The organism is Nonomuraea sp. NPDC048881, assembly GCF_040649795.1.
Taxonomy (GTDB): domain Bacteria; phylum Actinomycetota; class Actinomycetes; order Streptosporangiales; family Streptosporangiaceae; genus Nonomuraea.
This window is the reverse complement of record NZ_JBEZGC010000002.1, coordinates 1,084,604-1,105,952: the sequence shown is the minus strand read 5'-3', so window position 1 is coordinate 1,105,952 and position 21,349 is coordinate 1,084,604. Positions and strand designations below refer to the sequence as shown.

Here is a 21,349-nt window from a genome sequence, read left to right as displayed (position 1 = left end):
ATATGCCGGACAAAGGGCTGACCCTGCCCGAGTTCACTGCCCTGCTGGTGCTGGCCGTCGAAGCCCGCGAGGTCTCCAACAGCGAGCTCAAGGAGCGCTACAAGCTGACCATCGACGGTCAGCGGCGGCTGAAGCTCAACGAGCTGAAGCTGGTGGAGAGCCACCGGCCCAGGCGCGGCCGCGCCTTCGTGCACGTGCTCACCGACTCCGGGTGGGCCAGGCTGGCCGAGGACCTGCGGGCGGGGGCGATCCCGCCGCAGACCGGCTCGTCGGGGGCCATCGCGCGGGCCCTGCTCGAATGGCTGCCCCGGTTCATGCGGCGCACCGACCAGCGGCTGTCGGAGATCTTCCAGCCGGAGCCGGACGTCGTTCCCGCCGGTCTGGAGTCCCGCATCCGGGCCGCGTACGCCGAGCTGGCCGCCGCGCCCGGCTCGTGGGTGAGCCTGACCCCGCTCCGGCGGCTGCTCCCCGCCGTGCCGAAGCACGAGGTGGACGAGACGCTCGTCCTGATGGAACGCCTCCCGGACGTGAACCTGGTCCCGGAGTCGAACCAGAAGACGCTCACGCCCGAGGACCGCGAAGCGGCGGTGATCATAGGCGGGCAGGACAAGCATCTGCTGTGGATCGGCGAGCTGTGAGCGGCGGCGGCATCGCGGACCTGGCCGCGCTGACGTTCAACTACACCGAGGGCGCCGACGACGTGTGGCGCCGCTCCCCCTTCCACGTCGACGGCCTGCACGGCGCGTCGACGAAGATCCTCCTCGACGGGCTGGCCGAGGCCGCCCACCGGCCCGAGAGCAGCCCCATCGGCGTGGTCGTGCAGGGCCAGCGCGGCACCGGCAAGACCCACCTGCTCGGCTGGCTGCGCGAACGCGCCCAGCGCGAGGACGGCTACTTCGTCCTGGTCGGCCTGCTGGACGCCAAGGGGTTCTGGGAGAGCATCGTGGTCTCCCTGCTGGACAGCCTCTCCCGGCCCCGCCACGACGGGCAGACACAGCTCACCGTGCTCCTGGACCGCCTGGCCATCATGGCGGGGTTGTCCCGCATGGCCCGCCGCTCGATCACCGGCAAGCGCGGCCTCACCCGGGACGAACTGGACGCCTTCGTCACCGCGTTCCGCCGCGTCGAGGGCCAGGTCGGCCGCGACAGCCAGGACGCCGCGCGCGCCCTGGTCCTGCTGGCCGGCGACGATCCCGGGCTGCAGGACCTCGGGGAGTCGTACCTGTCGTCGGCGCCCGAGGGCGAGCCGGGCGAGCGGGCCCGCTGGGGCATCCGGCAGCTCGGGCGCACGCCGCAGGAGATCGTCAGGGACCTCTCGCGGCTGATGGCGCTCACCGGCCCCACGATCGTCGCGGTGGACCAGATCGACCCGCTCGTCGCCCAGTCCCGGGTCACCACCTCCGGCCGCGCCGGGCACGACCCGGCCGAGCAGCTCATGATCGAGCGCATCGCGGGCGGCCTGATGGCGCTGCGCGAGGTCACCCGCCGGACGTTGACGGTGGTGACCTGCATCCCGGCCACGTGGGCGCTCATCGAGCAGGTGGCGGTCGACACCGTCCGCGACCGCTTCCGCCAGGCGGTCCCGCTCATGACCATCCCCGACGCGGCCACCGCGCGCACGCTGGTCGCCACGCGCTTCGAGGTGCAGTACGGCGAGGCGGGCGTCAAGCCGCCGTACCCGACATGGCCGGTCCGGCCGGAGGCGTTCGAGCAGGCGCCCGGGTTCACCCCGCGCGAGCTGCTCGTCCGGATCGACCGGCACGTCCGCGCCTGCCTCCTGGACGGCGAGGTCAGGGAGCTGACCGGGTTCGCGGCGGAGACGGCGCCGCGTCCCGCCGACCACGCCGGCCCTGTCGCGGCGGCCGGCGCCGCCGATCTCGCCGCGCTCGACGCCCGCTTCGCCGAGCTGTTGGCGACCGCGCAGGCTCCGGTGATCGACCAGGCCAGTGAGGACACCACGATGCCCGCGCTGCTGGCCGCCGGGCTGTCCGCGTGGATCGCCGAGCAGGGTGACGCCGGCCGGGCCTTCAGCCTGGACCCGCCGCCGAGCGCCAAGCCCCCGCTGCACGCCCGGCTGCGCCGCACGCTCGACGAGAGCAGGGAGGACGAGGTCCACTGGGCCTTCCGCGCGGTCAGCGCGACGCACGGCAACGCGGCGCTGAACCGCCTCCGCAAGGCGTGCGTGGCGGCCGGGCTCGACGCGGAGGTGCCCAAACGGCGGTTGTTCCTGCTGCGCGACACCCCGTGGTCGCCAGGGCCGGCGACGCGGGAGGCGATCGCGGCGTTCGATCGGGCGGGCGGCAGGACGCTGCGGATGAGCCGCCAGGACCTGCTGGTCCTCGCCGCGCTGCGCGCCCTGGTCGCGGAGAGCCCGCCGGACCTGGCCGCCTGGCTCGCCGCGCGGCGGCCGACGTCCGGGATCGGCTTCCTCACCGAGGCATTGGCCGACGCGTGGAGCGTTCCCGCCGTACCGGCCCCCGAGATCCCCGTCGCGGCGCGGAGCCAGGACGGCGGCGACCAGGACCGCTCCCTGACGATCGGGCGGCGGATCGCGGACGGCGAGCCGGTGCGGATCGCGCTGGAGGCGCTGCGCAAGCACACCGCGATCTTCGCCGGTTCCGGCTCGGGCAAGACCGTGCTGATCAGGCGGCTGGTCGAGGAGTGCGCGCTGCGCGGCGTCTCCTCGATCGTGCTGGACCCGAACAACGACCTGGCCCGGCTGGACGAGCCGTGGCCCGAGCCGCCGCGCACGTGGGCGGAGGGCGACGCCCGCCGCGCCGAGGAGTACCTGGCGGCCACCGAGGTCACCGTCTGGACGCCGGGACGGACGGGCGGACGCCCGCTGAGCTTCCAGCCGCTGCCCGACCTGGCGAGCCTGGCCGGCGACCCCGACGAGTTCGCCGAGGCGGTCGAGGCCGCGGTCGCGTTCATCGTGCCGCGGGTCAGGCTGGACGCCAACACCGAAAAGGCGCTGCGCGGGCAGGCCGTGCTCAGGCGGGCCCTGGCCGCCTACGGAGGCGGCGGCGCGACCAGTCTGAGAGGGTTCGCGGCGTACCTGGCCGACCTGCCCGACGGGGTGAGCGAGCTGGCAAGCGCCCGGCGCATCGCGGCCGACCTGTCCCAGTCGCTGACCGCGGCGATGGACAACGACCCGCTGTTCGGCGGGGCCGGCGAGCCGGTCGATCCCGGGTTGCTGGTGACGCCGCCGCCGGGCCGGCGGGCCCGCGTCTCGGTGATCAGCCTGGCCGGGCTGCCGGGCCTGGAGCAGCGGCAGAGCTTCGTCAGCCGGCTGCAGATGGAGCTGTTCGTCTGGTTCAAGCGGCACCCCGCCCAGGACCGTCCGCTGGGCGCGCTGTTCGTCATGGACGAGGCGCAGACGTTCGCCCCCGCGGCGGGAGGCGCGTCGGTCTCCACCCGCAGCACGGTGCTGCTCGCCTCCCAGGCCCGCAAGTACGGCCTGGGCCTGGTCTTCGCCACGCAGGCGCCCAAGGGACTGCACAACCAGATCCCCGGCAACTGCGCCACGCAGTTCTTCGGCCTGCTGAACGCGCCGATCCAGATCAGCGCGGCCAGGGAGATGGCCCAGTTCAAGGGCGGCGGCGACGTGCCGGACATCTCCCGGCTGGGCGCGGGCGAGTTCTACGTGGCCGGCGAGGGTGGCGGGTTCGCCAAGGCGCGCGTGCCCATGTGCCTGACGCACCACCCGAAGGCGCCGCTCACCACGGAGGAGGTCGTCGCCAGGAGCCGCGGGGGCGCCTGATCGGCACGGTCCCGGCCGCGGAGGGGGCGGCCGGGACCGCGCCCTACGTCAGCCGTCTCAGGAGGACGAGCGAGCCATACCGCGGGTGGAGGCGAGCAGGCGGCGGCCCAGGACGGCCAGGTAGAGCGCCCAGCCGGCGCCGACCACGGCCAGGGCGGCGACCGGCTGCCAGCCCGGCAGCTCCTCGACGGCCCGGCGGCACACGGCGACCGTCACCGGGATCGTGTAGAGCGCGAAGAAGGCCAGCCCGAGCACCCGCCCTGCCACGAGGAACCAGGCGTACACCCGGACGCCGCGCGGCGCCGTACGGGTGCGCCGCGCCCGCAGGTACGCCTGCGCGTCGGCCATGAGGTTCTTGTTGCCGCCGGCGTTGGCGATGGCGTAGTAGACGTCGGTGCGCATGAAGAACAGGAACTGCCAGGCGATCTGCGACAGGCAGATGACCACGACCAGCCGCACCACGGGCAGGTCGGCGGCGTACAGGACGCAGGTCCCGGCGCAGGCGAGGAACCAGTCCACCCGCATGCCCGCCAGGTGGGCGCGGTAGCGGGCGCGCCTGGGCACGCCCCAGATGCCGGTGATCCTGGTCTGCACGACGAGGAACTGCAGGCGGGTGCCGAGCGACAGCTCGGCCCGCACGCCGAGCGACCGGGCCGCGGCGATGTGGCCGAGCTCGTGGACCAGCACCAGCAGCCAGGAGCCGGCGGCGAAGGCGACGGTGAAGGTGAGGCTGTCCGACCAGACCAGCGAGGAGAACGACGGCAGCACGCCGGGCCTGGCGACCGCCGCGGCCAGGGCGCACACGGTCAGCGCGGCCAGCACGGCGTGCGCCGGGCGGGAGAACAGCCAGGCCACGTGGCCGGGCCTGATCCGGTCCCACAGGTTGGGCGGACGCTGGGGCCGGTTGAGCAGCCCGGCCGCGCCGAGCCCGGTCACGAACTCGGCGACGTCCACGTCCAGACCGCGTTCGGCCAGCACCAGGGCGCGGGCCTCGGCAGCCGTCCTGGTGCCGTCGAGCGCCTCGACCACGGCCGCCGCCACGCCGGGCACGTTGACGAACGTCTCGCCGTTGCCGATGACGTAGTCGTCCGGGCCGTCGGCCACCACGCTGAGGAACGACAGGTCCGTCAGCGGCTCGGCCTTCACCCGCACACCTCGCAGCCGTCGCGGCGGTCGAAGTCGTAGGCCGTGGTGGTCAGCGTGAGCAGGTCGAGCCAGAGGCTGCGGCCCTCGACGGCGGGGTCGCCGGTGCCGGTCAGGAAGCGGATCACCTCGGACGCGAGCATGCCCGACACGATCCCGCACAACGGCCCGAACGACGGGATGGCCCGTCCGGGGTTGTCGTTGGCCGGCAGGACGGTGGCGCCGTACCGCGCGGCCAAGGCGGCCTCCTGGCAGGCCAGGCAGCCGGTCTTGCCGGGCACGACCAGCGGGCCGAGCAGGCCGACGTGCTGGTTGAAGCCGCCGGTGACGAACGGCGTGCCGGCCCGCACGCAGGCCTCGTTCACCCAGCGGCGGATGTGCGGCTGCGGGGTGTCGACGGTGTTGACCACGAGGTCGGCGTCGGTGACGACGTCGGAGGGTCCGGCGATGCGCCGCTCGACGCGGGTGACGCGGACGTCCGGGCAGTGCTCGCGCAGCCTGCGGGCGGCCGCGGCCGTCTTGGGCTGGCCGAGGTCGCGGACGGTGTAGAGGTGCTGGCGGTGCAGGTTGCCGATCTCGACGCGGTCGTCGTCGAGCAGGGTCAGGCGGCCGACGCCGGAGGTGGCGAGGTGCAGGGCGACCTGACCGCCGATCGCGCCGGCGCCGAGCACCGCCACGTGCCGGCCGGCGAGGTCGCCGAGCGCGGCCACGGCCCGGTCGGCCGGCTGGAACATGGCCATGAACAGCGCGAACCTGGACAGCCTGGCATCGGCGGCGAGTGTGACGAGCTCCGTGTCGGTGACCAGGAAGCGGGCCGCGCGCAACTGTTCGACGGCCGAGTCGATCTCGGCGGGGGTGAGGTCGTCGAGGAGGTCGTACAGGTCCGACTGCTCGACGGGGGTCTCGGCGCACAGGCGCAGCAGGCGGCGCAGGGGTGGCGGCGCCGGGTCGAGGATCTGGCCGGTCGGGGGGAAGTCGCCGAGCCGTACGCGCCCGCGGGCGTCGTCGATGAACAGGGGGAAGACCGGATTCACCTGAATCCTGGGCATGAAGGCGGCTCCCGGGCGAGTGAGGGCCTCCCGCGGGGTCGGGCCGCGTCGCGGGAGGCCCGAAGAGGTCAGCAGCTGTTGCTGTTTCCGGTGGTCTCGACTTCTTCGACCTTCTTGATCTCGATCGTCATGAGCGATCCTTCCGTCGATCTTGATGGGCCGATGAGATCATAAAGTAAAGATCGCCCCTTTTGATAGACCCAAGTACGAAATATCCGCGAAATCGTCTTATATCCGCGCAATAAAGTCGCGGGATCGTTTCCACATAAGCGCCGCCGACTCTTCGGAGTATCCGGGAAGATCGGGATCGGCGAACAAGTGCACATTTCCCGGATAAATGAAGCACTCGAATAACGGCCCGAGCTCCGTCCGCAGGCTGCGGACGTCACCGGCGTCCACCCACGGGTCGCCCTCCGCGTAGTGGAGCTGCACCGGCACCGAGACCGGCCACCCCTCCGCGCTCACCTCGGCCACGGCCGCGCAGCCGTGGTAGAGCAGCAGCCCCCGGGCCAGCGGGTGCGTGGCGGCCAGGAGCTGGGCCCCGAACCCGCCCAGCGAGAACCCGGCGAACACGACCGGTCCGCGCACCTGCGCGGCGATCTCCCGCCAGCGGCGCGCGAGCTCGTCGAAGCCGATCGCGTCCCGTTTGCGCAGTCCGGATTCGAGGTCGTCGAAGACCTCGCCGTCGTAGTAGTCGGGCGTGCGCACGACGTGCCCGCCCGCGCGAAGCGCCTCCGCGGCCCCTATTACCCCCGGTCGCAGGCCCTGTGCGGAGTGCAACAGGATGATCTCTGCCATGTGCACTGTGTACCACCGCGCGCAGGCCCCACCAAGGGCCCCGTTCGGGCACCCTCCCGTGCCCCCTCCCGTGCCACCGCCCGTGCCCCCGCCCGTGCCCCCGCCCGTGCCCCCGCCGCGCGGGTCCCCGGGCGGTGGCCATGTCCGCCCGGGGAGGTTGCGCGGGTCAGGCGCAGGTGTAGGCGGACGGCGTCGCGGTGTCGCCGCCCGGCCTGCTGACCTGGAACCCGAAACTGGTGCTCGCGCCGGGCGCCAGCGTGCCGTTGTACCCGGCGTTCCTGGCCGTGACGCTCTGCCCGCTGACGGTGACGGCGGCGTTCCAGGAGCCGGTCAGGGTGTGCCCGGCGGGCAGGGTGAAGGTGACCGTCCAGCCGTTGATCTGGGACGTGCCGGTGTTGGTGACGGTCACGGGCTGGATGACGTACCCGCCGCTCCACTGGGTCTGCACGGTGCCCGCGGCGGTGCAGCCGCCTCCGCCGCCCCCGGTGAGGGTGGTGAAGGTGGCCGACGGGGACTCGCCGGACAGGTTGCCCGCGCCGTCGCGCGCCCGCACGTAGACCTGGTACTGGGTGCCCGCGGTCAGGCCGGTCAGGTTGATGCTGTTGCCGGTGGACTGGCCGAGCCGGGTGTCGGTGCTGCCCTGCTCGCGGTAGACGTCGTAGCCGGCCAGGCCGCTGCCGCCGGTGTCGGTGGAGGCGGCCCAGGTGAGGGTGGCCGAGCTCGCGGTGACGTTGCCCGCCGTGGGGGTGCCCGGCGTGCTGGGCGGGGTGGTGTCGGCGCCGGCGCCGCCAGCCAGGGCGTCGTGCACGGCGGTGTATGACGGCTTCTGCTGGTAGCTCTCGTTGTAGATCAGCGCGGCGCCCTGGCCGGGAAAGGTGTCGGGCACCCAGGAGTACTTGTCGGTGAAGCCCCAGATCGTCACGCCCTGGCAGGCGGTCACCGCGAGGCAGGCGTTGACGACGTTGCGGTAGTAGGTGGCCTGGGTGGCGTCCTTGGTGGCGTCCCTGGGGGTCTGCATGCGCACGTCCAGCTCGGTGATCCGGACCTGGACGCCGAGGGCGGCGAAGCGCTGCAGGTTCTGCTGGAAGTCGCTGGGGAAGCCGTACTGGATGGCCAGGTGGGACTGGAAGCCGACGCAGTCGATCGGCACGCCCTGCTGGCGCAGCGAGGAGACCAGGTTGTAGATCGCCGTGCTCTTGGCGTTGATGCCCTCGGTGTTGTAGTCGTTGATGCACAGCTTGGCGTCGGGGTCGGCGGCGCGCGCGGCGCGGAAGGCGTCGGCGATGTAACCCGAGCCCAGCGTGTTGTACCAGAACGACGTGCGCAGGTTGCCGTTGTCCTCGAAGACCTCGTTGACCACGTCCCAGGAGACGACGGTCGGGTTGTCGGCGAAGTGGCCGACGACGTTGGCGATGTGGTTCTGCATGGCCGCGCGCATCGCGGTCGCGCTCAGGCCCTGCACCCAGCCCGGCGTCTGGTTGTGCCACACGAGGGTGTGGCCGTGCACCTGCTGGTCGTTCTGGGCGGCGAAGGCGACGATCGCGTCGGCGCCGGAGTAGGTGAACTGGCCCTGGCTGGGCTCGGTGGCGTCCCACTTCATCGCGTTCTCGGGGGTGACCTGGCTGAACTCGGTCGCCGCGATGGTGCGGTAGGAGGTCTCGCCGGACAGCGGGGTGGTGGCGAGCGCCGTGCCGATGAACTTGCCCTTGGCGGACGCGTGCGCGCGCAGGGGCGCCGAGGCGTCGGCCGCGGTGGCGGGGAGGAGGAATGCTGCGAGAATGCCCAGCAGCGCGAGGACTCTGACGGACAGGGACGAGAGCACGGGCATCTACCTCCGGAGGCAGGCACTCGGTTCCGAAACCTTTCGATCCCCAGCGGATCGCATCGCAGACGGTATTGACATGCAGGAGAACGGTCAATGCCGATCGCGCGCCGCCGCCAAAAGAGCAGTTGACGAGCGAAAAATATCGGCCTCCACATGAAACTTTCACGGACACCTGTCCCCAGGGTTTTGGCTGCTCTAGCGCGACGTACCTACCGGTCGGTACTGTGAAAGTCCAGAAGAATCGTCTGATGCGGGAGTTCTGCGCATGTCCCTTTCGCACGCCCAGGTCCAAGCCCAGCTCACCGGCCCCGGCCAGCTTTTCGAGACCGAGGAGATCGGCGACACCGGGGTACGCACGTGGAAGCACGCGCCGGCACACTTCCGCGCCCTGCTGGAGACCAGCAGGTTCCACGGCGAGCAGGTCTTCCTGGCCTACGAGGACGAGCACGTCACCTTCGAGGAGCACTTCCGCCGCGCCGCCACCCTCGCCCGCCGCCTGGTCGAGGAGTACGGCGTCACCAAGGGCGACCGCGTCGCCATCGCCATGCGCAACTACCCGGAATGGGTGGTCTCGTTCTCGGCCGCGCTGGCCGCCGGAGCCATCGCCGTACCGCTGAACGCCTGGTGGACGGAGGCCGAGCTGGCCTACGGCGTGCACGACTCGGGGGCCAAGGTGCTGATCGCCGACGGCGAGCGGGCCGTCAGGCTGGCCTCCACGGGCGTGCCGATGATCGTGACCAGGGGCGAGGCGCCCGAGGGCGCGCGGTCGTTCGGCGACGTGCTGGGCGAGGTCACGGCGGACGTGCGGCTGCCCGACGTCGAGCTGTCCCCCGAGGACCCGGCGACGATCTTCTACACCTCCGGCACCACCGGCCGGCCCAAGGGCGCGCTGGGCAGCCACCGCAACCTCGGCCAGTCCCCCATGACCGTGGCCTACGGCCTCGTCCGCTCGGTCACCATGGCCGGCAAGGACGCGGGCGAGGCGGCGAGCGTGCGCCGGGTGACGCTGCTGACCGTGCCGCTGTTCCACGTCACCGGCTGCTTCTCCGCCATGATCACCTCGATGTTCACCGGCGGCGGCGTGGTGCTCATGTACAAGTGGGACCCCGAGCAGGCGCTGCGGCTGATCGAGCGGGAACGCGTCACCACGATGATCGGCGTGCCGACCAACGCCTGGCAGCTCATGTCGCACCCCGACTTCGGCAAGTACGACCTGTCGTCGCTGACCACCCTCGGCTACGGCGGCGCCCCCGCCCCGCCCAAGCTGCTGGAGCGCATCACCACGAACCTGCCCGACCGCGCCCCCTCCAACGGCTACGGCATGACCGAGACGACCGCCCTGGCCATCGGCAACGGCGGCGCCGAGTACCACGCCAGGCCCGACAGCATCGGCATGCCCTCGGCCGTCGTGGACGTGCGCGTCGTGGACCCCATGGGCGCCGAGCTGCCCGCCGGCGAGGTGGGCGAGCTGTGCGTGCGCGGCCCGAACGTGATCATGGGCTACTGGAACCAGCCCGAGGCCACGGCGCAGACGTTCGTGGACGGCTGGCTGCACACCGGCGACCTGGCCAGGATCGACGAGGAGGGCTTCGTCTACATCGTGGACCGCGCCAAGGACATGGTGATCAGGGGCGGCGAGAACGTCTACTGCGCCGAGGTCGAGGCCGCCCTGTTCGAGCACCCGGCGGTGGACGACGTGGCGGTGATCGGCGTCCCGCACGACGAGCTGGGCGAGGAGGTCGGCGCGGTGATCCGGCCGGCGGCGGGCCAATCGGTCACGGCCGAGGAGCTGCGCTCGTTCCTGGCGGACCGGATCGCCAAGTTCAAGATCCCGGCGCACGTGTGGTTCCGCGAGGGCGAGCTGCCCCGCAACCCCGGCGGCAAGATCCTCAAGACCCACCTGCGCCGCGAGGTCCTCGGCTCCTGACCCCTCGGCAGACCCCGCACAACCGGAACGCCACTCCCGGGCCCCGCACTCTCCCGAAACCCCTCCGGGGCGCCTCCGCAAGGGGGCGCCCCGTTCTTTTTCTCCGGAGAACCCGCAGGTCGGCGGCCGGTTCGCGGACTTCATTACCTGGCGCGTAATCGCGGCCCCTACGCCCCGGCTGACATCGTTCAAGTGTCGCAACCAGCACTTGAAGGAGCCAAGATGACCGCCCTCACCGTCACCGCCGACCGGACCAGGTTCCTGCGCCTCGCTCTTGTTGCGGACGCCGTCGTCACCGGCGTCAACGGGCTGGTCTACCTGGCCCTGGCCGGCCCCGCGAGCGACCTGCTCGGGCCGGGCGCGGGCCTGCTGCGCGAGATCGGGATCTTCCTGCTCGTGTACGGCGCCGCCGTCGGCCTGCTGGCCTCCCGCCCCGCGATCAGCCCGGCCGCCGTCAAGGCCGTCATCGGCCTGAACATCGCCTGGACCCTGGGCAGCGTGGCCGCCGTCGTGACCGGCGCGCTCGAGTTCAGCACGCTCGGCGCGGTCTGGGCCATCGCCCAGGCCCTGGTCGTGGGGCTGTTCGCCGAGCTGCAGATCACCGGCCTGCGCAAGGCCCGCCGCTGACGCCTCTCCTGAGAACCGTCTCCTGAGAACCGTCTCCTGAGAACCGTTGAAAGAACTTCTGAAGAAAGTGAGATCATCATGACCGCCGAACTCGTCGAGCGCTACATCGCCGCCTGGAACGAGACCGACGCCGACGCCCGCGCCAAGGCCGTCGCCGAGCTGTGGACCGAGGACGCGACCTACACCGACCCGATGGCCGACGTGGCCGGGCACGCCGGGATCGCCGCCGTGATCGAGGGCGCGCAAGGCATGTTCCCCGGCCTGGTGTTCACGCCGGGCGAGGTGTTCGACGCCCACCACCACATCGCCCGCTTCACCTGGCACCTCGGCCCGGCCGGCGAGGAGCCCCTGGCCGTCGGCTTCGACGTGGTCGAGCTGGCCGAGGACGGCCGGATCCGCAGGGTCCTCGGCTTCCTCGACAAGGTGCCCGCCGCCTGACACCCCTCCCGCGAAGGCCCCCGGTTCCCCCGGGGGCCTTCGCCGTGCCTAAATGATTTGCCCTCGTCGCGGACGTGGTCGGACAATCAGACTTCGTGCCCGCACCACTCATGCGCCTGCTCCGTCATCTCTCCCCCGACCTGAGCCCGCTGCGCGACTCCCGCGACTACCGCCTGCTGTTCGGCGCGGGCGTCGTCACCATGTTCGGCACGATGATCACCATGGTGGCGCTGCCGTACCAGATGAAGGAGCTGACCGGTTCCTACGTCGCGGTCGGGATGATGAGCCTGGCCGAGTTCGTGCCGATGGTGGTGTGCGGGCTGTGGGGCGGCGCGATCGCCGACGCGCTCGACCGCCGCCGGATCATTGTGCTGAGCGAGCTGGGCCTGCTGGTCACCACCGCCGCCCTCGTGGTCAACGCGATGCTCCCCCACCCGCAGGTCTGGGTCCTGTACGTGATGGGCGCCCTGTCCACCGGCATCGCCTGCCTGCAGCGTCCGAGCCTGGAGGCGGTGATGCAGCAGGTGGTCCGGCACGATCAGCAGGCCGCGGCGGCGGTGCTGAACAGCCTGCGCTGGAACGTCGGCGCGATCGTCGCCCCGGCGCTGGGCGGCCTGTTGCTGGTGCACCTCGGCACGCACGTCGCCTACGCCATCGACACGGCGACCTTCGTGCTCTCCCTGGCGCTGCTGTGGCGCATCAGGTCGCTGCCGCCCGTCGAGGACGCCGCGCCCGCCTCGCTCAGCTCTCTGGTCGAGGGCGTGCGGTACGCCACCGGCCGCGGCGACCTCATGGGCACGTACCTGGTGGACATCGCGGCCATGGTGTTCGCCATGTCCAACGCGCTGTTCCCGTTCCTGGCCGACGAGCTGGGCTCGCCCGAGTCGCTCGGCCTGCTGTACTCCGCCGCCGCCGTGGGCGCACTGGCCGCCTCGGTGACCGGCCGCTGGACGGCCCGCGTCCAGCGGCAGGGCCTCGGCGTGATCGTCGCGGCGGCGCTGTGGGGCGTGGCGATGACGTTGACCGCGCTGGCTCCCAGCGTGTGGCTGGTCTTCCTGTGCATCGCGCTGGCCGGCGCGGCCGACATGATCAGCGGCATCTTCCGCACGACGATGTGGAACCAGACCATCCCGCAGGAACTGCGCGGGCGGCTGGCGGGCATCGAGCTGCTGTCGTACGCCAGCGGCCCGATGCTGGGCAACGCGCGCGCGAGCCTGATGGCCAACTTCGGCGGCACCCGCTTCTCGCTCGGCGCGGGCGGCCTGCTGTGCGTGGGCGCCGTCCTGGGCCTGGCCGCCGCCCTGCCCGGATTCCGCCGCTACGACGCCAGAACCGACGAACACGCGATCGCCGAACGCGCCCGCCGCGTCGAGCAGTCATCCGACCACCCCACCCCGGCCTGACCGGGCCGCCATCGGCAGCCGTTTCACCGACCTGACCAGCCACCCCGGGCGGCCATTCCACCGACCTGCCCGGCCCACCCCGCCCGGCCGTTCCACCGGCCGGGGCGGCTCCACTTGCCGGGGCCGCCCTACTCCCGCTCCCGCCAGCCGTCGTACCGCTCCACCAGCTCATCGACCTGGCCGAGGGCCTGCTCGTCGAGCCCCTCCACGACGACGAGCCATTGGGCGTCCTCGGCGTCGTCCTCACCGGCGAGCGTCTCCCGCACCACCCGCGGCACCCCGAGCCCTGGGAACCACTCCCCCAGCGTCTCGGCGACCTCCTCGGCATCCCCACGCTCGCCGAACACCAACAACTCCCTCATGCCCCACATTCTCCCGCGAGTTGAACGCGTGTACGTTCGTTCACCGAGCGTGCACGGAATACATTGGTTAGCGTTGGACCATGACTGCCGAAGCGGTGATTCTCAAGATGGAGTCCTCTTCTTCACTCCCCGACTGGGCCTTCCCCCCGCCGCAGGGCTACGTCGCCGAAGATCTCGATCACATTCCGGATTTGCCTGCGCACACAGAGTTGATTGATGGAAGCTTGGTCTTCGTGAGCCCCCAGCGCGACTTCCATCACACAGTAATCTTCCAGCTCCATCTCCACCTGCGAGAGGCGGCCCCCGAGGGCTACCGTCTTCGCCAGGAGATGAGCGTGAAGCTGGGGCCCAAACAACGGCCTGAACCGGATCTCATTGTCCTAGGCCCCAACGCCGTCATCCAGCAAGACGTCACCTACTTCGACGCCAAAGACGTCCTTCTCGCCGTCGAGGTCGTCTCCCCTGACTCGGTGGTCCGCGACAGGAAGCGCAAACCCACTCTCTACGCCGAGGCAGGCATCCCCCACTTCTGGCGCATCGAAGAAGCCTCGGGCCTGCCGGTGGTCTACGTCTACGAAATCGACCCGGCCACCAACAGCTATGCCAACACCGGCATCCACCATGACCGGCTCAAGCTGACCGCGCCGTTCGACATCGACATCGACCTCACGACGCTTTACACCACATGACAAGGGGGCCGGTACGACAATCCGTACCGGCCCCCTCTGATCGGCTCAGGCGCTGCGGAGCTGGGCTCCCACGCGGTCGGCCGCCATCGCCACCGCCGCGTCCCTGGCCGCCGTCGTCTCCTCGACCGTCAACGTACGGCCCGCCGCCCGGAACCGCATCGTGTAGGCGAGCGACTTGTTCCCCTCGCCCACCTGCTCACCCGCGTAGACGTCGAACAGCCGCACCGACTCCAGCAGCTCGCCGGCCCCGTCGCGCAACGCCGCTTCCACGTCGGCCACCGGCGTGAAGTCGGGCACGATCAGCGCCACGTCCTGGGTCGCCACCGGGTACGGGGACACCGGCGGCGCCTGCACCGGCCCCGGCATGGCCGACTCCATCCGCGACAGCTCCAGCTCCATGGCCGCGGTGCGCGGCGGCAGCCCGTACGCCTCGATGACCCGCGGGTGCAGCTCACCGGCGTGCCCCACCAGTGTGTCGCCCACGTAAAGGGCGGCGCACCGGCCCGGGTGCCACGGCTCGTGCTGGTCGGCGCTGATGGACAGCTCGACCCGCGACTCGGCGGCGATCAGCCGGGCTGCCTGCACGGCGTCGGCCCACGAAGCCTGCCGGCCGGAGCCCCACCAGCCGGACCGCTCGAACTCCCCGGCCAGCACGACCGCGACCCGCAGCGGCTGGTCGGGCAGCGCCGCCTCGATCGAGGCCAGCTCCTCCTCGGTGGGACGGCGCGAGACGCCGAGCACCGGAGCGGCGGCGGGTGCGTTCTCCCGGGGCCGGTAGACCGCGCCCGTCTCGAACAGCGCCACGTCGCCGAAGCCGCGCCCGACGTTGCGGACCAGCGTCTTGAGCAGGCCGGGCAGCAGCGTCGTGCGCATCAGCGGCTCGTCCTCCGACAGCGGGTTGGCCAGGCGCATGGCCCGGCGTCGCGCGTCGTCGGCGGGCAGCTGCAGCCGGTCGAAGTCGTCGGCCCCGATGAACGGGTAGCTCAGCACCTCGACGTAGCCGCCCTCGGCCAGCGCCCGGCCGACCCGCCGGCGCAGCCGCTGCCCCTCGGTCAGCCCGGCGCCCGCCGGGGCGCTGGGCAGCACCGACGGCAGCCGGTCGTAGCCTTCGAGCCGGATGACCTCTTCGGCCAGGTCGTTGGGGTCGGTGAGGTCGGGCCGCCACGACGGCGGGGTGACCGTGATCATGTCGGGGCCGGTGACGGCCAGCCTGGCGGCCAGCTCGCCGCCGGTCACGACGCCGGTCGGGTCGACGCCGCCCTCGCGCACGGCCGGGTCGTCGCCGTCGGTCACGAGGCAGCCCACCTGCTCCAGGCGGCCGACGACGACCTCCTTGGAGTACGGGACGCCCGCCACGGCCGACGGATGACCGGCCGGGATCGCGATACGCGCCGGCGTGACGTCGACCTCGGCGTGCGTCACGCCGGGCTGCACGGTCGCGCCGCCCAGCTCGGCCAGCATGCGCACCGCCCGCCACGAGGCGACCAGCGGCAGCTCGCGGTCGACGCCGCGCTCGAACCGCTTGGACGCCTCCGAGACCAGCCCGTGCCGGCGCGACTCGCGCGAGATGCCGGTGGCCGAGAAGTGGGCGGCCTCGATGACGATGTCGGTCGAGCCGTCGGAGATCTCGGTCTCCAGGCCGCCCATCGTGCCCGCCATGGAGATCGGGCCCGACTGGTCGGTGATGAGGATGTCGTCGGGGTCGAGCTCGCGCACGACGTGGTCGAGCGTCTCCAGCCGCTCGCCCTCCCGGGCCCGCCGGACGACGATCTCGCCGGTCAGCTTCGACCGGTCGAAGGCGTGCAGCGGCTGGCCCAGCTCCAGCATCAGGTAGTTGGTGATGTCGACGGCCAGCGACACCCGGCGCATGCCGGACCGGCTCAGCCGCACCCGCATCCACAGCGGGCTCTGGGCGGCCGGGTCGAAGCCGCGCACCTCGCGCAGCACGAACCGGTCGCAGGCCGTCGGGTCGCCGATGGAAGCCGGCCAGGACGGCTCGCTCTCGGCGGGCACCTCGACGTCGGCCGGGTCGCGGAAGGCCACGCCGAACGCGGTGGCCACCTCGCGGGCCACGCCGCGGACGGACAGCGCGTAGCCGATGTCGGGCGTGATCTCCAGCTCGATCACGTCGTCGCGCAGGCCGAGCAGCTCGACCACGTCGGTGCCGATGGGCGTGCCGGCGGGCAGCACCATGATGCCGTTGTGGTCGTCGCCGAGGCCCAGCTCGCGCTCGGAGCAGATCATGCCCTCGGACATGCGCCCGTACGTCTTGCGCGCGCCCACCTCGAACCCGCCCGGCAGCACGCCGCCGGGCAGCACGACGGGGACGCGGTCGCCGGCGACGAAGTTCGTGGCGCCGCAGACGATCTCGCGCGGCGTCGCCTCGCCCACCTCGACCTTGCAGTGCCTGATCGGCTTCTTGAAGCCGGTGAGCTCCTCGATCTCCAGCACCTCGCCGACGACGACGTTCTTGACGTCGTGGCCGTAGGAGGTGATGGCCTCCAGCTTGAGCCCGGCCATGGTGAGCCTGTCGGCCACCTCGTGCGCGGTGGCCGCCGGGAGATCGACGTACTCCCGCAGCCAGGAGAGCGGGACCTTCATCAGATCTCCATTCCGAACGGGAGCGTGAAGCGCACGTCCCCCTCGATCATGTCTCGCATGTCTTCGGCGTTGTGGCGGAACATCAGCGTGCGCTCGATCCCCATGCCGAACGCGAACCCGGAGTAGCGCGAGGGGTCGACGCCGCAGGCGATGAGCACCCGCGGGTTGACCATGCCGCAGCCGCCCCACTCGATCCAGCCCTCGGACTTGCAGGTGCGGCACGGCGGGTTGCCGGGGATCGCCGAGGCGCCGCGGCAGACGAAGCACTTCAGGTCCATCTCGGCGGACGGCTCGGTGAAGGGGAAGTAGTTCGGCCGGAACCGGGTGGTGATGCCCTCGCCGAACATGACCTCGGCGAACCTGTCGAGCGTGCCCTTGAGGTGGGCCATGGTCAGGCCCTCGTCGACGGCCAGCCCCTCGGTCTGGTGGAAGACCGGGGTGTGGGTGGCGTCGAGCTCGTCGGTGCGGAACGTCTTGCCCGGCGAGATGACGTAGACCGGCAGCTCGCGCTGGAGCAGCGCGCGGATCTGCACCGGCGAGGTCTGGGTGCGCAGCACCATGCCCGACTCGGTGGAGTCCACGAAGAACGTGTCGTGCTCGGAGCGGGCCGGGTGGTCGGTGGCGATGTTGAGCGCGTCGAAGTTGAACCACTCGCCTTCGAGCTCGGGGCCCTCGGCCACCTCGTAGCCCATGGCGACGAACGCGTCGGCGACGCGCTCCTGCAGCGTGGTCAGCGGGTGACGGGCGCCGCGCGGCCGCCGGTCCCACGGCAGGGTGACGTCGACGGTCTCCTCGACGAGCACCCGGGCGTCGCGCTCGGCCTCCAGCTCGGCCTGGCGGGCGGCCAGCGCCTCGTTGATCGCTCTGCGGGCGCCGCCGACGCGCTTGCCGGCCTCGGCGCGGGCGGCCGGCGGCAGGGCGCCGATCTCGCGGTTGGCCAGGGCGATGGGCGAGCGGTCGCCCGCGTGCGCCAGCCTGGCCTGCTTGAGTGCGTCGAGGCTGTCGGCCGCCTTGATCGCCGTGAGGGCGTCGGCCTCCATGCGGGACAGCTCGTCGGCATGCAACGGCGTCACCTCGACGGGGTCGTAGTCAGACAAGAGTGAGCTCCGTATCCAGGGCTTGAGCGGAAATGAGTCTAGTGGGGCCCGCCCACCGGACCGACTTCGACGGGTGTCGAGCCGCTCGGGGCTTCAGACCGTGGCGAAGTCGGGTGTGCCGGTGGGCACGGTAAATCGGAACTCCGCGCCGCCCTCGGGCGCACGCTGCACGGTGATCGTGCCACCGTGCGCCTCGACCAGGCCCTTCACGATGAACAGGCCGAGCCCGGTGCCGCCGCGCCGGCGGCTGTTGCCGCCCCGCCAGAACTGCCGGAAGACGCGCGGAGCCAGCTCGGGCTCGATGCCCTCGCCCTCGTCGCGCACCGACACGGCCACTCCCCATCCGACGGACTCGATCTCGATCGTCACGGTGCCACGCCCGTGGCGCACCGCGTTCTCCACCAGATTACCCAGAATCTGGTCGATCTTGTCCTGGTCGAGCCACATCTCCGGCAAACGGTCGCCGACGATCAGGCGGTAGCGGTCTTCCGAGTCGCCCGCCGCGACCCGGCCGGCGACCAGCCGGCGCGCCCTGGCCGGCACGTCGACGACCTGGCGGCGCACCTCCAGCCGCCCGGACTCGATGCGCGAGACGTCGAGCAGCTCGGTGATGAGCCGGGTGACGCGGTCGGCGTCGTTGTTGACGGTCTCCAGCATGACGCGCTTCTGCTCGTCGGTGAAGCGCGTCCACTTGGCCAGCAGGGTGGCGGTGAAGCCCTTGACGCTGGTCAGCGGCGAGCGCAGCTCGTGGGCCACGGTGGAGACCAGGTCGGCGCGGCTGCGCTCCAGCCGGGCGCGGGCTCCGCCGTCGCGCAGGGTGATCGTGACGCGCTCGACCTCGCCGCCGCGCTCGGGCTCGCGCACCAGCCTTGCCGCGACGTAGAGCTCCTGGCCGCCCGGCAGGTGCAGCGGCCGCTCGGGCACCCTGGTCCTGGTACGCAGCCCGCCCTCGGGGTCGAGCGCCTTCCACCACTCGCGCCCGTCGTGGTCGCGGAAGGGGAAGACCTCGTTCATCTCCCGGCCCACGGCGCGCTCCATGGCGACCCGGGTGAGCCGGGCGGCGGCCCGGTTGACGGCCAGCACGCACCCATATCGGTCGGTCACGATAAGACCGTCGGGGAGGTCGTCGATGGAGATCGTGCACGCGGCGGCCACGACTCGCCCGTCGGTTTCTGCGCCGTGCACGACCTCGCCTCCTCCGCCTACAACGCCGACAATAGCGGGTTTCCGGCCGCCTAGGGCACTCGCTGAGCCCTGGCGGAGGAGTAAAGGCACACCGCCGCGGCGGTGGCCAGGTTGAGACTTTCAGCCTGTCCGTAGATGGGCACTCTGACCACATCGTCCGCCTCGGCGCGTATCTCCTCCGGCAGTCCCCAGGCCTCGTTCCCGAAGATCCACACAGTCGGTCCGGAAAGATCCACGTCGTCGAGCGTGTGCTTGCCCGCGCCGTCGGCCGCCAGCACGCGCATGCCCCGCTCCCTCAGTTGACGCACGGCGGCGGCGACCGGTGCACCGATGACGACCGGCAGATGAAACAGGCTCCCCGCGCTGGCGCGTACGCACTTGCCGTTGTAGGGGTCGACGGAGGCGTCGGTGAAGATCACCGCGTCCGCCCCGGCGGCGTCGGCCGCCCGCATGACGGTGCCGGCGTTGCCCGGGTCGCGTACGTGCGCCAGCATCGCGACCAGCTTCGGCTCCCCGGCCAGCGCCTCCTCCAGCGGCACGTGCACCAGCCGGCACACCGCCAGCAGCCCCTGCGGGGTCACCGTCTGGGACAGCTCCGACATGACCTCGCCGCTGGCCCGGTGGACGGGCACCCCCTGCAGCGTGGCCTGGGTGATGAGCTCGGCGTGCCGCAGCTCGGCCTCGGCGGTGGTGAACAGCTCCAGCGTCACCCCGTCGAGCTTGAGCGCCTCGCGCACCGCCTGCGGCCCTTCGGCCAGGAACCTGCGGTCCTGCTCCCTGAAGGCGCGCTTGGTGAGCCTGCGTGCGGCCTTCACCCTCGGCGACTTCACGTTGGTCAGCTCGGACCCGGCCATGCTCTCCCCCTGATCGTGCGTGGATACAGCAAAAGGGCCCACCGTGACGGTGGGCCCTCTGTGTCTGAAGGCGACCTCAGCTCGCGGTGGCCGGAGCGTTCACGTTCGCCGGGAGCGCCTTCTTGGCGGCCTCGACGAGCGTGGCGAAGGTCGCGCCGTCGTTGACCGCGAGGTCAGCGAGGATCTTGCGGTCGACCTCGATGTTGGCCAGGCGCAGGCCCTGGATCAGGCGGTTGTAGGTGATGCCGTTGGCGCGGGCAGCGGCGTTGATCCGCTGGATCCACAGACGGCGGAACGCACCCTTACGGTCCTTGCGGTCCCGGTAGGCGTACGTCATCGAGTGGAGCATCTGCTCCTTGGCCTTGCGGTACAGCCGCGACCGCTGGCCACGGTAACCGCTCGCCCTGTCGAGGACGACCTTGCGCTTCTTCTTGGCGTTGAGCGCCCGCTTCACGCGTGCCATGTTTCTTCTCCCCGGGGGTTCGCGCTACTTGGCGAGCAGCTTCTTGATCTTCTTGGTGTCTGCCGGCGAAACGACGACTTCACCCTTGAGACGACGCGTCAGCGTGGACGACTTCCACTCGTTGTAGTGCGCGCGGCTGGCGCGGCGGCGCTTGAGCTTGCCGGTGCCGGTGAGCCGGAACCGCTTCTTCGCACCGCTGTGCGTCTTCATCTTCGGCATGTCGCCGTCTCTCCTCAATTCGGTCGTGCCGGTGGCCGGGCCGGTGCTGGCCGGCCCGGTCGCGGCTTGTTCGTCTGCCGGTGGCTGCCGGGGCGCGTGGTGTAAGGCTAACCCCAGCCGCAGGTCACGCTTCCTGTACGGAAGGTTCCGCTTCCTGTACGGAAGACTCCTCTTCCGACGCGGAAGGCTCCTCGCCACGCTGCGCCTTGGCGGCAGCCTTTTCGGCCTTGGCCTCGGCCTTCTTCTTGTGCGGACCGATCACCATGATCATGTTACGGCCGTCCTGCTTGGGCTGGGACTCCACGAACCCGAGCTCCTGGACGTCCTCCGCCAGCCGCTGCAGCAACCGGAAGCCGAGCTCCGGCCGGGACTGCTCACGTCCGCGGAACATGATCGTGACTTTGACCTTGTCCCCCGCCTTGAGGAACCGCACCACGTGACCCTTCTTGGTCTCGTAGTCGTGCGGGTCGATCTTCGGCCGGAGCTTGATCTCCTTGATGATCGTGTGCGCCTGATTCTTGCGCGCCTCGCGCGCCTTCATCGCGGACTCGTACTTGAACTTGCCGTAGTCCATGAGCTTGCACACGGGCGGTCGAGCCGTGGCCGCGACCTCGACGAGGTCGAGGTCGGCCTCCTGGGCGAGCTTCAGCGCGTCATGAATGCTGACGATGCCGACCTGCTCGCCGTTCGGGCCCACGAGGCGAACCTCGGGAACTCGGATACGCTCGTTGATGCGGGGCTCAGTGCTGATGGGGCCTCCTAGGTTTGCGATCCCTACGTGCTCGTCGTGGCGGGGGCCTTCCGCGCCGAAGACGCGAAAAGCCCCGCACGTCGCGCATGCGGGGCCACTGAGCTCTGTGGCTTCGTGGCCTCGAGCTCCCCGGAGAGTCCGGCGTGATCCTGGACCCG

19 protein-coding genes are annotated in these 21,349 nt (G+C 71.4%); 7 read left to right on the top strand and 12 right to left on the bottom strand.

Annotated elements, in window-relative coordinates; all coding sequences use genetic code 11:
* Positions 1–2 precede the first annotated feature (2 nt).
* Together AB0C33_RS10725 and AB0C33_RS10720 are read left to right on the top strand one after the other, a co-directional pair.
* Positions 3–638 carry a hypothetical protein gene (locus tag AB0C33_RS10725; protein WP_358285825.1) on the top strand — a complete coding sequence of 212 codons (636 nt, stop codon included), beginning with the start codon at positions 3–5 and terminating at the stop codon, positions 636–638.
* A complete protein-coding gene (locus tag AB0C33_RS10720; RefSeq protein WP_358285822.1) occupies positions 620–3,760 on the top strand; it encodes a DUF87 domain-containing protein in 3,141 nt (1,046 codons plus the stop codon). Before AB0C33_RS10725 ends, AB0C33_RS10720 begins: the two co-directional genes overlap by 19 nt.
* A 57-nt stretch (positions 3,761–3,817) precedes the next feature.
* Here AB0C33_RS10720 and AB0C33_RS10715 read toward each other — a convergent pair whose 3' ends face one another.
* The 4 genes from AB0C33_RS10715 to AB0C33_RS10700 form a co-directional block, all read right to left on the bottom strand.
* Complete coding sequence (locus AB0C33_RS10715; protein WP_358285819.1) at positions 3,818–4,906, bottom strand: hypothetical protein; 1,089 nt, start codon at positions 4,904–4,906, stop codon at positions 3,818–3,820.
* Positions 4,903–5,952, bottom strand: a complete 1,050-nt coding sequence (locus tag AB0C33_RS10710) for a TOMM precursor leader peptide-binding protein (protein WP_358285816.1) — start codon at positions 5,950–5,952, stop codon at positions 4,903–4,905. The genes AB0C33_RS10715 and AB0C33_RS10710 overlap by 4 nt, the downstream gene beginning before the upstream one ends.
* A 228-nt stretch (positions 5,953–6,180) precedes the next feature.
* Positions 6,181–6,750 carry a dienelactone hydrolase family protein gene (locus AB0C33_RS10705; RefSeq protein WP_358285813.1) on the bottom strand — a complete coding sequence of 190 codons (570 nt, stop codon included), beginning with the start codon at positions 6,748–6,750 and terminating at the stop codon, positions 6,181–6,183.
* Between the two features lie 166 nt (positions 6,751–6,916).
* Positions 6,917–8,578: an endo-1,4-beta-xylanase gene (locus AB0C33_RS10700; protein ID WP_358285810.1), complete on the bottom strand. Its 1,662-nt coding sequence runs from the start codon at positions 8,576–8,578 to the stop codon at positions 6,917–6,919.
* A gap of 262 nt (positions 8,579–8,840) precedes the next feature.
* Between AB0C33_RS10700 and AB0C33_RS10695 the strand changes: the two genes are divergently transcribed.
* The 4 genes from AB0C33_RS10695 to AB0C33_RS10680 all read left to right on the top strand — a co-directional run bounded on the left by AB0C33_RS10695 (position 8,841) and on the right by AB0C33_RS10680 (position 12,970).
* Entirely contained in the window at positions 8,841–10,502 is a 1,662-nt protein-coding gene (locus AB0C33_RS10695) for a class I adenylate-forming enzyme family protein (protein ID WP_358285807.1), read from the top strand.
* Positions 10,503–10,724: 222 nt separating this feature from the next.
* Positions 10,725–11,129, top strand: coding sequence for a hypothetical protein (locus AB0C33_RS10690; RefSeq protein WP_358285805.1), 405 nt, complete (start codon positions 10,725–10,727; stop codon positions 11,127–11,129).
* A gap of 78 nt (positions 11,130–11,207) precedes the next feature.
* A complete protein-coding gene (locus AB0C33_RS10685; protein WP_358285803.1) occupies positions 11,208–11,567 on the top strand; it encodes a nuclear transport factor 2 family protein in 360 nt (119 codons plus the stop codon).
* A 95-nt stretch (positions 11,568–11,662) separates the two neighbouring features.
* Positions 11,663–12,970, top strand: a complete 1,308-nt coding sequence (locus tag AB0C33_RS10680) for an MFS transporter (RefSeq protein WP_358285801.1) — start codon at positions 11,663–11,665, stop codon at positions 12,968–12,970.
* Positions 12,971–13,098: 128 nt separating this feature from the next.
* On the opposite strand, the gene AB0C33_RS10675 is transcribed toward AB0C33_RS10680, so the two are convergent.
* Entirely contained in the window at positions 13,099–13,332 is a 234-nt protein-coding gene (locus AB0C33_RS10675; RefSeq protein WP_358285799.1) for a hypothetical protein, read from the bottom strand.
* Positions 13,333–13,412: 80 nt separating this feature from the next.
* On the opposite strand from AB0C33_RS10675, the gene AB0C33_RS10670 reads away from it, so the two are divergent.
* Positions 13,413–14,021, top strand: a complete 609-nt coding sequence (locus AB0C33_RS10670; protein WP_358285797.1) for a Uma2 family endonuclease — start codon at positions 13,413–13,415, stop codon at positions 14,019–14,021.
* 45 nt (positions 14,022–14,066) lie between these two features.
* Here AB0C33_RS10670 and AB0C33_RS10665 read toward each other — a convergent pair whose 3' ends face one another.
* The 7 genes from AB0C33_RS10665 to infC all read right to left on the bottom strand — a co-directional run bounded on the left by AB0C33_RS10665 (position 14,067) and on the right by infC (position 21,191).
* Positions 14,067–16,622, bottom strand: coding sequence for a phenylalanine--tRNA ligase subunit beta (locus AB0C33_RS10665; protein WP_358285795.1), 2,556 nt, complete (start codon positions 16,620–16,622; stop codon positions 14,067–14,069).
* Positions 16,622–17,662 carry a phenylalanine--tRNA ligase subunit alpha gene (gene pheS / locus AB0C33_RS10660; RefSeq protein WP_352364980.1) on the bottom strand — a complete coding sequence of 347 codons (1,041 nt, stop codon included), beginning with the start codon at positions 17,660–17,662 and terminating at the stop codon, positions 16,622–16,624. The genes AB0C33_RS10665 and pheS overlap by 1 nt, the downstream gene beginning before the upstream one ends.
* 150 nt (positions 17,663–17,812) lie before the next feature.
* On the bottom strand, positions 17,813–18,904 hold the full coding sequence (locus tag AB0C33_RS10655) for an ATP-binding protein (RefSeq protein ID WP_352364892.1): 1,092 nt from the start codon (positions 18,902–18,904) through the stop codon (positions 17,813–17,815).
* A gap of 50 nt (positions 18,905–18,954) precedes the next feature.
* Entirely contained in the window at positions 18,955–19,758 is an 804-nt protein-coding gene (locus AB0C33_RS10650) for an RNA methyltransferase (protein WP_357986153.1), read from the bottom strand.
* 76 nt (positions 19,759–19,834) lie between these two features.
* Positions 19,835–20,221 carry a 50S ribosomal protein L20 gene (gene rplT / locus AB0C33_RS10645; protein ID WP_358285792.1) on the bottom strand — a complete coding sequence of 129 codons (387 nt, stop codon included), beginning with the start codon at positions 20,219–20,221 and terminating at the stop codon, positions 19,835–19,837.
* Between the two features lie 24 nt (positions 20,222–20,245).
* The gene (rpmI, locus tag AB0C33_RS10640; RefSeq protein ID WP_125635662.1) at positions 20,246–20,440 is read right to left on the bottom strand and encodes a 50S ribosomal protein L35; all 195 of its coding nucleotides are present in this window, start codon (positions 20,438–20,440) and stop codon (positions 20,246–20,248) included.
* A gap of 124 nt (positions 20,441–20,564) precedes the next feature.
* Positions 20,565–21,191: a translation initiation factor IF-3 gene (infC, locus tag AB0C33_RS10635; RefSeq protein WP_352364978.1), complete on the bottom strand. Its 627-nt coding sequence runs from the start codon at positions 21,189–21,191 to the stop codon at positions 20,565–20,567.
* Positions 21,192–21,349 lie beyond the last annotated feature (158 nt).

What these genes read in the sequence shown, in the direction of transcription:
- AB0C33_RS10705 (WP_358285813.1), bottom strand. Translation starts at nt 6,750, where the DNA reads ATGGCAGAGATCATCCTGTTGCACTCCGCACAGGGCCTGCGACCGGGG.
- AB0C33_RS10710 (WP_358285816.1), bottom strand. Translation starts at nt 5,952, where the DNA reads ATGCCCAGGATTCAGGTGAATCCGGTCTTCCCCCTGTTCATCGACGAC.
- rplT (WP_358285792.1), bottom strand. Translation starts at nt 20,221, where the DNA reads ATGGCACGCGTGAAGCGGGCGCTCAACGCCAAGAAGAAGCGCAAGGTC.
- AB0C33_RS10725 (WP_358285825.1), top strand. Translation starts at nt 3, where the DNA reads ATGCCGGACAAAGGGCTGACCCTGCCCGAGTTCACTGCCCTGCTGGTG.
- AB0C33_RS10700 (WP_358285810.1), bottom strand. Translation starts at nt 8,578, where the DNA reads ATGCCCGTGCTCTCGTCCCTGTCCGTCAGAGTCCTCGCGCTGCTGGGC.
- AB0C33_RS10670 (WP_358285797.1), top strand. Translation starts at nt 13,413, where the DNA reads ATGACTGCCGAAGCGGTGATTCTCAAGATGGAGTCCTCTTCTTCACTC.
- AB0C33_RS10650 (WP_357986153.1), bottom strand. Translation starts at nt 19,758, where the DNA reads ATGGCCGGGTCCGAGCTGACCAACGTGAAGTCGCCGAGGGTGAAGGCC.
- AB0C33_RS10675 (WP_358285799.1), bottom strand. Translation starts at nt 13,332, where the DNA reads ATGAGGGAGTTGTTGGTGTTCGGCGAGCGTGGGGATGCCGAGGAGGTC.
- AB0C33_RS10685 (WP_358285803.1), top strand. Translation starts at nt 11,208, where the DNA reads ATGACCGCCGAACTCGTCGAGCGCTACATCGCCGCCTGGAACGAGACC.
- pheS (WP_352364980.1), bottom strand. Translation starts at nt 17,662, where the DNA reads ATGGAGGCCGACGCCCTCACGGCGATCAAGGCGGCCGACAGCCTCGAC.
- AB0C33_RS10695 (WP_358285807.1), top strand. Translation starts at nt 8,841, where the DNA reads ATGTCCCTTTCGCACGCCCAGGTCCAAGCCCAGCTCACCGGCCCCGGC.
- AB0C33_RS10690 (WP_358285805.1), top strand. Translation starts at nt 10,725, where the DNA reads ATGACCGCCCTCACCGTCACCGCCGACCGGACCAGGTTCCTGCGCCTC.
- rpmI (WP_125635662.1), bottom strand. Translation starts at nt 20,440, where the DNA reads ATGCCGAAGATGAAGACGCACAGCGGTGCGAAGAAGCGGTTCCGGCTC.
- AB0C33_RS10665 (WP_358285795.1), bottom strand. Translation starts at nt 16,622, where the DNA reads ATGAAGGTCCCGCTCTCCTGGCTGCGGGAGTACGTCGATCTCCCGGCG.